The sequence below is a fragment of the Desulfonatronospira thiodismutans ASO3-1 genome, from assembly GCF_000174435.1.
GTDB lineage: Bacteria > Desulfobacterota > Desulfovibrionia > Desulfovibrionales > Desulfonatronovibrionaceae > Desulfonatronospira > Desulfonatronospira thiodismutans.
In genome coordinates this window covers 590,327-602,935 of record NZ_ACJN02000003.1, presented here as the reverse complement: position 1 = coordinate 602,935, position 12,609 = coordinate 590,327, and the positions used below count along the sequence as shown (strand labels likewise).

Genomic DNA, 12,609 nt, shown 5'->3' with positions numbered 1-12,609 from the left:
CCAGAGAAAATCATGTAAAAAAAGGTAAAAATTTGATAAACGCAATGCACGTCAGGGTCGATCCAGAGAGATCTCCTTAGTGTATGCCCTCCTTTATACCTGTTTTTCTTTGTTGTTGTCAGAGGGCGTAATAAAACAGGTATATGCCTCCCAGTATCAGCAGCACGCCGCAGGTTTTCCGGAGTACAGAGGAGCCCGGGGACAGCTCATTCCAGCGCAGGAAGAAATAGAGAAATCCTGGTGACGCTCCTGCTGCAACCAGGAGCATGCAGTGGGCCAGGGCAAAGATGCCCAGGAGCAGCAGACCGAAAACCTGCTCTGCCGATGCCAGGGACAGAGTCAGCCCCAGCATGGGAGCCATGAAAACAAAAGTGCACGGCCCCAGGCCTACGCCGATGACAAGTCCCAGGAATACTGCCCCTTTCTTGCTGCTGTTTTTTGGAACAAGTCTGTCTACCAGGGACCAGTGCAGCGGCACCAGTCCTGCCAGGTTGAGACCAAAAAGCAGCAGGACTATCGCCACCAGGTAATAGGGCAATGAACCTAAGTCGCCAAGGAGCCGCCCCGCCATTGCAGTGATTATACCCACAACCATAATGCATATCAGTATCCCCAGGGCAAACATCAGGGATAACACTGTAGCCCTGGCAGCGGTTTCAACCTTTCTGCGGTTGATGTAGCCGATAATCAGGGGGATACTGGCCAGGTGACAGGGGCTCAGGATCACACTCAGTATTCCCCAGACAAAGGCTGCAGCCATGGCGGTCAATGGAGCACCCTGTACCGCCAGGCTGAGCCGGGAAAAAATATAGTCCAGCGACAAATAGTCTCTCACACCACGTGAAGGCACGACTATCTGTACATCATAGCCAAGGTCCGCCCAGGTCTCCAGGATATGCTTTCTGGAAAGGTAGCCTTCGTGGCGGTAAAGCTCCTCTCCTTCTTTGTCCAAAAAAATCTGAGTGGGGACCATGCGGATATCCAGCTTTTCCGTGATCCCGGAATGTTTGTGCATGTCATAGTAATGGGTTTCAAAGATGGAATCATAGTTTGCCTGCAGTTCCAGAAGGTCGCCGGCCATGCGTCGACAGGGTGGACAGGCTGCTACGCCTACGTTTACCAGGGCCGGTTTTTCCAGTTCTCCAGATAAAACTGCATCTGGTTCAGGAACTGTCCTGGAAGTGATTACTTCATAATCCGAGCCCAAGGCCCCTGAAGGCATAAAAAGGATTACAGCCAGAAATGCCAGGCCTGGGAGCAGGCCTTTCAGCAGAGAACCCTTTTTTTGCATGGCTGCTCTCCTCTTTAATGCTTATCCGGATTAGCAGATTTAATTTCAGCCAAATTTTGCCCTCTCCAGGGAAAGGGCAAAAAAGTGTTCAAGATGGACGTGTCAGTCCCAGTTCCTGCTTGTCCTTTAAAATGACCGATTTTGTGAGTCTGGCCAGGTGGCGGTAGAAGTCGGAGCTGGTGTTTTTAAAGAGCGTATCCGCAAAAACAGGACCCCACAGACCCAGGTGTCTCTTTAAAAAGTCCAGCCTCTGGGTGCGAAAATCAATGGCGCTTGCCTGGTCTTTATTTTCCAGGGCCTGGTTTTCGTGGTAAAGCAGATAGTACATGAATTCAAGCTCAACAGCGATATGATCCGGGGGGTCATTGAAATCTTCAGACATATTCACTCCTGCTTTGCGGTATGCGTTTTGCGCTTCTACGGCGGAGTCGTCCATAATCTGCTGGTTTTGCATGTTGTGCTGAAAATAAATTGAGCCGTATGGAGGTACAGCCAGCTCAAAGGGTCCAACAAAAAGTCTGGAATATTCTTTTTTCAGGTCAAGCATTTCCTTATCCCGGCTTTCCACAACCTTTTGCATTTCCAGGGCCGGTTCCAGCAGGTCCTGGTCCCATTCCTCTATCGCGGGGTTTATTCTTTGCACTGCCTGCACCAGCTTTTCATCTGGCTGGAAGTAGCAATCTGCTAATGATTTGTAGACCTGCATTTTCATATGCAACCTTTATAATTTTTTAAATGCCCGGGAGATGCAGGGTGCTTCTCCCGGGCATTTTGTTAATGTTCCGGAGTTGCTTCCAGATTCAGATACTTGACCCCCAGAGAGTAAATCATCAAGCAGAGGGACAGGGCCAGGATGATTGTGCCCCACTCGAAAAAGCTCGGGGTATAGGTAACAATCTCCGGCCTGGTTTCAGCCATGGCACCTATGGGCATTACCTGGGCCGACAAAAGCATTACCAGCCTTCCGGCGAACATGCCCACCAGGGCCAGTACAGAAGCCACCACCTTGCCTGCCGCGGTCTTGCGTATGGCAGGGACGACCATCAGGATCAGCGGGATTATCAGACCAAGCCAGAGTTCCATCTGGTAGATGCCTGTCCCGGCGATATACCTGAAGCCCTGGAATTCAACCTGCAGAGAGGTGTAGCCTATTATGGCCCTGAGGATAAACACAAACAGGGCTATGGCCAGCATCACAGCAAAGATTTTGGCCACCTTGTCAAAGGCCGTCTCCTCCTGCTGAGACATACTGCCCCGGATTGCGGAATGCACAAAAGAGGCCAGGACTATGGCCGCCATGCCGCTGGTCAGGGCTGTAACTGCGAAGTACAGGGCGGTAAAGTGTCCGAAGAATGCGGGCCTGGCATCAGCAGTGCCGAACACGATGCTTAGAGCAGTATAAGCCATGATCATCAGGCCCAGGGCCAGCAGGCCTCCTGTCCAGCTTCTGGTAGTATGCCATTCACCCTTGTTGATGAAGTAGAATTTGATGAGCACAAAGGCCAGATAAAAACCATAAAGGACCGCCATCCACCATATTGGGGATGCAGGATTGGGCGACAGACCTATCCAGACGGTATTAAGCAGAGTGGACATGGGACCCAGATCCAGGCCTTTGCACATGATGCCCACCAGCAGAGTGGCAAAGGCCAGCAGGGCCGCACGTTTGGCAAATGGATAATATTCCTTGAGCCCGAAGATGGAGGGCAGGGAAGACAAGAGGGTCAACCCGGCCGCTGTAAGGGCAAAGAAAAGATATCCGGCCATGGGCAGGGCCCAGAATGTCACGTCGTTGAGATTGTATACCCCAAGGCCTCTGACTACTACTGTCAGGGCCGTAAAAAGCCCTATCAGCAGGCCTATCCCCAGCAGGCCGAACCATGCTTTACTCATTTAAAAAACCTCCTGTAGATGTGTCCCGGATGCAATGCACTTTGACTGCATTTCCGGGTGATGTTCAAGGTGTTTTCCGGCAATAACAGGGTATTACACAGAATATGAAGATCTTAGATCATGCCCTTGCCAGCTTCGTACACGCAGGGGCAGAATTCCCTGACATAAAACACTCTGGGCTCAGTACCCAGTTCCGGCCGGAGTTTTTCCGCCCGGAACAGTCCGAGCACCCGGTTTACCAGACTGTCCGGGTCGTCCAGATCTCCGAAGATACGGGCATCGCATGGGCAGACCTCCACGCACCAGGGCAGCTCACCGTTGACCACGCGGTGGCGGCAGAAATGGCATTTCTCCACAACCCCGGTGGGCCGGATGGCCTGATAATTGTAGTCCGGGTCCGGGTTGTACAGGGGCCAGTTGGGCACATTCAGGGCCCGGGCCTGTTCCCGGGGGGACATTGTACAGTCGGGTATCACCGCGTCATCATTTTCCCATTCCCTGTGCGGCTTGTTCCAGGTATAGTTGATCACCCCGTAAGGGCAGTTCACCAGGCAGTAGCGGCAGCCGATGCACTTGTTGGGATCGTGGGCTGTTATGCCGCCCTCGACCTTGTGCAGAGCCCGGGTGGGGCAGCCGCGCACGCAAGGGGCGTTCTCGCAGTGATTGCAAAGCGTGGGCCGGTAGTAATATCGAACATTGGGAAATGTGCCCAGGGTCTCGGTCATCTTGTTGGACCAGCGTACCCCTTCCGGCAGGTTGTTTTCATACTTGCATCCGGTAATGCAGGCTCCGCAACCCCCGCAGCGCTGCAGATCTATAACCATGGCATATCTAGGCATTTATCTATCCTCCTCTATACTTTTTCCACTTTAAGACGGATGTGGCCATAAAACGCTGTAGAGCCGCTCAGGCGGTCGTTGTCCGCGGGAATGATATCATTGTTGTTGGCTCCGTGAGGCTCCTGACCGAAAACTTTGGAGGCATAGCGTCCGTAGGCCCAGTGTCCCTGACCGAAGCACTTGGCAACAGTGCCGGGCATGCATCCTTCCCAGAGTGCCGCCGTAGTGACTATGTTGCCGATGGGCGTGGTCAGCCTGATCTTGTCCCCGTCCTTGACACCCAGACGTTCTGCATCCCTGGGATTTAGCTTGGCTACGTCCTCGTAGGGCCTGTCACCGGGGTCCACGTCTTTCATTTCGTTGTACCAGGCACAGTTGGCCGAGCGTCCCTCTCGATTGAGCCTGGACTTGTAGTCCACAAACTTGAAGGGATATTCTTCCGGGTCCCCCCATTCGTAGGGGTTTTCATGGTGGGGTATGAAGGCCATCTCCCCCCTGGCTTCGTAGTTGCAGACCTCCAGGACGCGGTCTACGCTGACGTTGTGCCTTTCTGCGTGTTTTTCCAGGGCTTCCTTTAATGTCTCACTATAGAATTCGAACTTGCCTGTCTTGGTGCCCATGTTGCTCCAGCGGTGGCGGTACTCGTACTCATCCGAATTCCAGCAGCCGACTTCCTTGAATTCATCCCAACTGTTGAACCTGTCTCCACCCTGGTGCTTGCTGGGATCCCAGTACCGCTGGGTCCTGATTTTCAGGGAATACAGGTCCAGTTCCTCGCCGGTTGTGGGTTCTCTGCCGGTCTCGGGGTCCTTGAATGTTTTGTAGAAGTTGAGCAGGTTGTCAAAGCCGCGTTCAGCCAGTTTTTCCGCCAGCATCCAGGGTATCTCTGTTTCCATGGCCTTGGCGTCCCAGATGGAATCCACCATGGGACTGCTGATGGCGGCTGAAGTATGTCTATGGCTTGAATGGCTGAGGGTGGCCCACTGTTCGTACATACAGTTTTTCACCGGCAGAACCACGTCGGCATACCAGGACATCTCCGAAGCATGGGTGGTCATATGGGCGAAGAATTCAAACTTTTTCATGGCCTCGGCCCAGCGCTGCGTGCCCGGACAGGAGAAATTGAAGTTGGCGAAATAACCCATGCCCACTTTGGGCAGGTAGGGATCTTCGTCCAGCATGGCGTCGGCTACGTTGTTGGTGTTCACTCCGCCTCCTGACACCCCCCGGGCAAGGTTGGGCCATTCCAGGCGGCCGCGCTGATCGATCTTTTCCTTTTGATTACCTTCTTCAGCAATGGAGTCTATAAAGTCGTCATGGGACGGCAGGCCGTGATAGTTATTGGAATTGTAGGCCAGGACCCCGCCCTCATTGTCGATGCCTCCGGTGAGACCGTTGAGGGCGTAGGTTGCCATGGAAGCGTAGGATCCTCGGGGCTGCATTCCAGGTCCTCCGCCCACCCAGACCATGCATCTGGGAGCGGCGTCGGCAAATCCCAGGGCAACCCTTCTGATCTGGTCAGCGGGAACTTCGCAGAGCTTTTCCGCCCATTCAGGGGTGGTATCCTTGACGTGCAGGTTCCACCATCTGACCAGGCCATGGGTATGATTTTCCTCGAATGTATCCTCGTCAACAGTCTCACCCTGTACAAACCTGTTTTCTCCGTCTTTGAAGTCGCCCACAAAAGGCTTGTACCACATGCCCTCGGTGAGGATCACATGGGCCATGGCACAGGCCAGGGCTCCGTCATATCCCGGTTTGACCGGGAGCCATTCATCGCACTTGGAACCGGTGCCGGACAGCCTGGGCTCAATGGAGCAGATGCGGGCGTTATCCAGGACCTCACCCCAGTCCCTGAGGGCCGTTGAAACCTGGCGATTAGCCACCAGGGGGTCTGCGCCCCAGCTCAACACGTATCTGGTCCTGGGCATGTCGTACTGCATGTAGGCCCATTGTCCATCCAGGAAATAGCGCATTTTCTCGGCCTCGGCGCAGATGGAACTGTGAGATATGTTGTTGGGAGAGCCGATTATTCTGGGTACGCTGCTGTAAAACATGCTGTTTACCGCAGTATATCTGCCCCGGAATAGAACAAACTTATGGGTCTCGCGGTTGTCTCGAAGTTCCATAATTTTATCCGCCAGCATGTCCAGGGCCTCGTCCCAGGATACAGGTACAAAACCAGGGTCTTCATTTTTTCCCTTATTGGGGTTGGTCCGCTTCATAGGGGTCTTGACCCGGTCCGGATCATAGAGCTGCTGCAGGGCCAGGTGCGCGCGCGGGCAGCAGTATGTGCTGTTGGTTTGGGAATGCTCGTGCCCCCGCATCTTGATTGCCCGTCCGTTTACCACAAAGACCTGCAGGGAGCACCAGGTGGTGCATCCAGTACAGAAGCTGCTTTTCCATTCACCCTGCATTACTCCGGGCGCAGCATGGGCCGTATCCGTGCTGAGCGCCCTGAGGGTGGGTCCTCCCATGGCCAGGCCGGCGCCTGTAACTGCTGCCCCTTTGACAAAGGTTCTGCGGGAGATCCTGGTGGACCCGCCGTGATCTTCACTGCCGCCGATGTTCATTTGTTTCATGGCTCCTCCTCAAGGTAATTAATAATATTATAAAACAGCCCAAAAAGCTTTGCCTGTAAATCCATAAGGAAATAAAACTGTACATTTTAACAGGGCAAGCATCGTGCCACCATGGGCGATGGCTTCCGGCAAAGGGCATGGTTCAGCGGTCAGCTCATATGACTGGATTAAACTTAATGAAGTGAAGCAGTGGAAAACATACAAGAGCAGGGTGATTTTTGTGTTCTATTCAGACATAAAACTGATGATAAGAGTAGAAGTGAATAAAATCAGGCTGTTGATTGTGTCCAAAATTTGGACACGCAGGACAGATGAAAGGGCAGGGTGGATACCTTTTGGACAGGATTAAGAAGATGTAGCCCAGACTGCAAAATTTTTCTCTGGGAGGCTCCATCTCGTGTCCCAAAGTTAGCACTATCAACAAGCCAATTTTGGGACAATCACGCCTGAGGCGTGACGGAAGAGCCAGTCCCATGCCACATGCAAAGCGCTGACAGATACGATGGGAGAGACAAGCTGAACTCAGGGCTACTCGTGAAAATCTTATTAAGTCACTGACATAATGTTTGAGATAGTACAGCGAGATATAAAAAAAATCGAATTAGGTCTCTTGAATCGCTCGATGCAGTAAATGATCTATTTGAACTATCATTCAAGTGCTCGTCTTTAGATGAATTTACCAGCTATTTGAAGGAGTTATCCAAATAATAATCAGTTTATTTGTGTGGCCACCCTGAGCCCATACACCCAGGGTGGCCCGCATCCTTTCCTTAAGCTACTTTTCCCAAAGGCACTGTGTTCACCGCCTCCGCCAGGGTTTTATCTGCAAGGTGCGCGTATCTCATTGTTGTCTTTACCTGGGTATGCCCCAGTAGCTTCCCTGCCTCATACAGATTTCTATCTGCATTAACCAGGAAACTGGCGAAGCTGTGTCGTAAAGTATGTTGCTTCACATCTTCCAGCCCGGCTTTCTCCCTGGCTTTAAACCAGGCTTTGTAAATGGATGTAAAGGGTTTGCCGGTTTCTGGATTAGTGAAAACATATGGTCCACTCCGCTTCGGGTCCTTAAGTTATGTCTATTGCCTTATCAGAAAGATGAACAACCCTGGTTACCAGTCTTGGTAACCGGAAACCTGCTGGTTTTTTTTAAGGTCGACATCTTCCCATTTAGCATACAGGGGAAGAAAATGGACAGGTACTTTGAGTAGCTTATTTAACCTTTATATAAGACATACTTTATTTGTAGAGTATTTGTCCAGACATTTCCAGAGAAAAACATGAGAAAAATGATAACGTGTGATAAACAGAGTAGATCAGGGTCGAACAAGAGAGAGGTCCCGGTGTTTGACCTCGGTTATATGCCAGCAGCGTCTTTATGTCATAGTGCGTAATTAAAAAATATGCTTTCCCATTTCAGCAGTTAACCAGGTTTTCTCAAAGACAGAGGAGCCCGGGAAAAACATGTTTGAGGACAGAAAGGAATTAATAAAAAAAGCATCCCAGAGCCAGAATCGGCAAAAAACGTTACCAGAAGCCGTCAAAATATCCGGAAAGCGGGTTAACAGAAGATAAGAAGCGGCCCTGCCTTAAGAGCCGCTTCTTATCCTGTCTTCATTGTTACTATTTATGACATTCCAGACACTTTTCCCGGGTTTCCTGGTAAAATGCATGATCGTGGTTGCCGTACATATCACCGCCGGAATGGTAGAGGTGAAAGCGCAGTTCCCAGTCGGCCAGGTCGTCTTCCGTATCCTGGTGGCAGGAATAGCAGGTTGAGGCCATGGGTGCGTTCACCCCTGCGCCTTCCAGGTACCTGTCTTTCATTTTGTCACCGATTACACCCATACGGTCTAAATACCCCTCGGTAAAATCGTGGGTATCGTCCGTATGACAGGCCTGGCAGTCCAGTACGGTATTGGGGTAGGTGACGTAGGAATAGCCACCCTCGTAATGACCATCCACTGTGTGGTCGCGGCGACGGTCAAACGTGGCCCGTTTTTCTCCCGTGCCATGGATGGCATGTATAATGTACATAAAGTCCACGGTTCCCTGACTGGCACTGTCGTCACGGCTCAAGGAACCTGCATTATGACAGGAGATGCAGGAGGAAATGTCCTGATCTGAGTATGTGCCGTGGCGGCCTATGGTATTATGGCAGCCCAGGCAGCTTTCTGTGTCCACCTTTGCCCCTGGATCTCTGTCTAAGGTGTTGCTTCCGGACCCCAGGCTTATGTTCGCCATACGGCTGTTAAGGTCCATCTCGGCGGGTCCCATCTCCAGGATCACGAACCCGTCTCTACCGCTTCGGGCCTGTTCAGGCAGAGGCTGCTCAAAAGTGGTTACAGCAGTGGTTTCATCGCCGCCAGGTTCGGTATTGTCCACGTGGGCCACCTGTTGAGCGGGGTCGCCTATGGCTCCGGTATCTTCGCGGGGAGAAATGCCGTCGTTGATCCAGGAATTGTTGTAGCCCCAGCCAATGCCTATACGTACAGCATCATCATCAAAGTCGGCAGGATCTCCCTGGAACAGATAGGTTCCGTCCCGGCCGGAAAACAGGTCCTGGTATTCGCCGTCTTTGTGTACCCGCCAGGTGACTCTGGGGCTTTCCCCGGCCACTGCATTCTCTACCTCGACTACTTCCATTTCGTAGCTGCGGGCTGTTGCCAGCTCTTCCAACCTTTCACTCAGGCCGTGATAGTAATCCGCTGTATGTTCGATGGGCTTGTCCTCGCCATGACAGCTGGAGCAGTTGTATCCGCAGTCATAGGTGCTCTGGATGTAATCGTAATCCGGATCATCCGGTTCAGCCTCCCAGAAGACCACCCCGCCTTCACCGTGACAGGTGGCACAGCCGTCAGGGTCGGGATTTTCGCGCTGCCAGGCGTAATCGCCTCCCCCGGTCTGGGCATGGCATGAGGTACAGTTGGCCACTCCCGGACTGTTGGGATAGGGGGTGTCGTCGCTTGGCCGGGAGGTTCTGCCGAAGGTCCAGTCAGGAAACCTGACCTGCTGGTAGGCATAGGCATCGGCAACATAGCCTTCCATGCCGGCGTGTATTTTGTGGGTCAAAACGTTCATGTCCATGCTGGGCCATCCGTCCACTTCGGCGTAGGCGTTTCGGGAATCCCAGGTGTAATCGTTGTGACAGTTGGCGCAGACCGTGGGGTCCTGACGCTGTTCGCCGTGAACCTCATTGGTGGGAAAGCGCAGGTCATCGCTGTGGCAGGTGAAGCAGGTGCCTTCGGCTATGGCCTCCCCGGCGGTGTGCCTGCGTTCGTCCCGGGAAAGCAGTTCCGCGCTGTCCTGGCCGTCATATTTGAAGTCGGCCACTGCGTTGAAGCGTACATAGTAGTCCTGGCCTCTGTTTCTTTCAGTCACGCCCACGCGGTAGACACCCTCTTCCCAGTCGCCGTATTGATTGATCTCTTCTATGAATTCACGCACATATTCGTGGTATTCAGTGTCATCAGGATCACCGTAGGTGGTTGGGTCATCATCTCCACTGCGTCTCCACAGCACTCCATCGCTGAAGTCGATGGGCTGGAGTTCGCCGCTGACGTTGCCGAAGTCCCCGGGACCGGCCTTTAGCTTAGTGGTAAAGCGCATGCCGCCGTACACCTCTTCGCCGCCGGTCAGGGCGTCATCGTCCTGCATGCGCAGATTCCCGCCCCGGATGACCTTGACCCCGTCGCCGTACATAGGATCATCCTGGGGGCCGCGTTCCCTGGTGCGCTGCAGCATGTTCATCCAGGTGTTTTCCTCTTCTATCCATTTGGCTATGGTCAGCTCAATGTGCACATGGTCCTTTTCATAGTCCGGAACTACAAAGGTCACTTCCACTTCGCCGCCGTTTTTGATATCCACTTCTGTAATTTCAGCAGTTACAGCCGGGGCTGTGTCTATGTGGTGGGCCTCATCCTTGTCTATTCGCGGTCCCTCTGGCAGTAGGGGAACTATCCAGTATCCATCATCGTCATATCTGGCCTGGGCGCTGGCCTCGCCGCTGTCACAGCCGGACAGGGCAAGGCTGAGCAGCAGAAGTCCCAGGATCATCGCCTGCATCCCGGATTTTTTGTTAACCATGGGTTGTCCTCCTTGGCGTTCTGAAATCTTTTGATGACCCCGTTGAACCGGGGTTGAAAACCTGCATAGTTGAAAAAGGGGTGACTTCTGCCTTAACCGCTCTGACTTTTTTCTGAAGACCCCTTGACTTTCGGGGCCAGCTCCTCATCCCACCATTTGCGGTGCTCCAGCTTGACATAGCTCTCGGTCACCTTGCCGTGAATCATGGACGGAATAGCCCAGTAGACCACGGTAAAGTAAACGTGGCCCAGAGTCATGATAGTGATGACGAATACGGAGATAATATGCACGGTGCCCATGAGGTTCAACATGGCGGGGCCCATGTGACCGACTCCAAACCACTTGATCAGGCCGGATACGCCCAGGGTAACAAAGAGAATGCCCATAAATATGTGATGCATTTTGTGTCCGGCGTTGAGTTTGCCCTGCGGCGGTATTCCCTGGGTTTTGCCCAGTATATAGTAGGGCATGCGCAGGTGAAATCCGATGTCGCTTTTTTCGAAATTCAGGGAATCGCGCACGAACTCTCTGAATCCTTTTGGATCGATTACCAGGTAAATCAAAGGCACCGCCAGAAATACCACGGCAAAAATCCTGTGCAGGGTGCCGGGGATTCCGCCTTCAGCCAGGAAGGTCAGTCCCGGGGTGACATAAGTAAGCCCTGTGCCCAGAAGAACAAAAAAGGCGGCGGCATGAATCCAGTGTACCAGCCTTCGTCTGGCATTAAACCGTTCCAAGACTATTTCGTTATTGTTCTGCTGCATTGTCCGTCTCCTTTAAAGTTTGCCTTCCTGTCTGAGGCGCTCTACTTCTTTTTTATGGTTGCGCCGGGCAAAAAAGTACACCACGCCCAGAATGGCCATGGCCACTCCGGACAGGGACAAGATCCCTGGCCTGAGGACATCTTTCCAGAGCATCAACTTGTCATCCACAACTGCTGCTGCGGTGGGGCCCGGCAGATCATAGACATAAGGGTCATCCGCCAGGATCCAGATGAGATTCAGATCTTCCTCGCCGTATAGCTGAGCCTTGGTTAAAGGGTAGTTGTTTTTGATTTCATCAAGCCTTTTTTTGGCCATATCCATGAGTTCATTGCGGAAACCGAAGAAAAGGGCGTTTTCCGGGCAGGCCTGAGCGCAGGCCCCGCAGGCGGTGCAGCGGTTTATCCAGACGTTGCGCAGGCTGAAGTATGTGAACCTGGAAAGCTCGGGATGCTGGAAAGGGCAGGCGTCCACACAGTAGCCGCAGGCCATGCATTTTTCAGAATCAAAGCTGACCAGCCCGAATTCGTCCTTGTAGGTGGCACCTGTGGGGCAGGCCCGGGCGCAGGACGGACGGATACACTGCATGCAGGAATGGCGTCTGGTGATGTGAATGGGAGTGCCGGGAGCCGCCTTCTGGCTCATTCTGATGACGTTGTGCTCCTCAGGCAGCCCGTTTACCCGCTCACATGTTCTTTCACAAATCCCGCAATTGATGCATTTGATGCTGTCGTAAAGAAACGCGGCCTGAGTGCTGGAGGCTTGGCTTGTGCCGGCAGCGCCTTTGGCCAGGAGAAGGCCTCCCGTGGCTGCAACACCTTGTTTCAGGAAAATGCGCCGATTGATCAAGTTGTTCATAGCTCCCTCCCTTTGGTCATACTTTCCTCCCTAGTTCATTTTTATGCTGCAGATCAAAAGATCTCAATCAGATTGAACGTGGCCGGACATCATGAACTGCCGCATAATATTAACTATTTAGTTTGGCTGTAATTACCTACTTATTAGGTATATTTTATGTTCACAATATCTTAATTCCGAACAAAGTCAAGGAAATAAAACTGTACATTTTAACAGGGCAAGCATCGAGCCACCATGGGCGATGGCTTCCGGCAAAGGGCATGGTTCAGCGGTCAGCTCATATGACTGGATTAAACTTAATG

At 52.6% G+C, this 12,609-nt stretch carries 9 protein-coding genes; all 9 read right to left on the bottom strand.

Annotation, left to right across the window (positions count from 1 at the left end):
* Nucleotides 1–118: 118 nt before the first annotated feature.
* The gene (locus tag DTHIO_RS20005; protein ID WP_008871039.1) at nt 119–1,291 is read right to left on the bottom strand and encodes a thioredoxin fold domain-containing protein; all 1,173 of its coding nucleotides are present in this window, start codon (nt 1,289–1,291) and stop codon (nt 119–121) included.
* 88 nt (nt 1,292–1,379) lie between these two features.
* Entirely contained in the window at nt 1,380–1,997 is a 618-nt protein-coding gene (locus tag DTHIO_RS14640; protein WP_161598685.1) for a TorD/DmsD family molecular chaperone, read from the bottom strand.
* A 68-nt stretch (nt 1,998–2,065) separates the two neighbouring features.
* On the bottom strand, nt 2,066–3,184 hold the full coding sequence (gene nrfD, locus DTHIO_RS14635) for an NrfD/PsrC family molybdoenzyme membrane anchor subunit (protein WP_008871037.1): 1,119 nt from the start codon (nt 3,182–3,184) through the stop codon (nt 2,066–2,068).
* 113 nt (nt 3,185–3,297) lie between these two features.
* On the bottom strand, nt 3,298–4,023 hold the full coding sequence (locus DTHIO_RS14630; RefSeq protein ID WP_008871036.1) for a 4Fe-4S dicluster domain-containing protein: 726 nt from the start codon (nt 4,021–4,023) through the stop codon (nt 3,298–3,300).
* A 14-nt stretch (nt 4,024–4,037) separates the two neighbouring features.
* Nucleotides 4,038–6,605, bottom strand: a complete 2,568-nt coding sequence (locus tag DTHIO_RS14625) for a molybdopterin-dependent oxidoreductase (RefSeq protein WP_008871035.1) — start codon at nt 6,603–6,605, stop codon at nt 4,038–4,040.
* 770 nt (nt 6,606–7,375) lie between these two features.
* The gene (locus tag DTHIO_RS20615; RefSeq protein WP_083804010.1) at nt 7,376–7,606 is read right to left on the bottom strand and encodes a tyrosine-type recombinase/integrase; all 231 of its coding nucleotides are present in this window, start codon (nt 7,604–7,606) and stop codon (nt 7,376–7,378) included.
* Nucleotides 7,607–8,225: 619 nt separating this feature from the next.
* Nucleotides 8,226–10,688: a multiheme c-type cytochrome gene (locus tag DTHIO_RS14610; protein WP_008871034.1), complete on the bottom strand. Its 2,463-nt coding sequence runs from the start codon at nt 10,686–10,688 to the stop codon at nt 8,226–8,228.
* 92 nt (nt 10,689–10,780) lie between these two features.
* Complete coding sequence (locus DTHIO_RS14605; RefSeq protein ID WP_008871033.1) at nt 10,781–11,452, bottom strand: formate dehydrogenase subunit gamma; 672 nt, start codon at nt 11,450–11,452, stop codon at nt 10,781–10,783.
* A gap of 12 nt (nt 11,453–11,464) precedes the next feature.
* Nucleotides 11,465–12,307, bottom strand: coding sequence for a 4Fe-4S binding protein (locus DTHIO_RS14600; RefSeq protein WP_008871032.1), 843 nt, complete (start codon nt 12,305–12,307; stop codon nt 11,465–11,467).
* Nucleotides 12,308–12,609 lie beyond the last annotated feature (302 nt).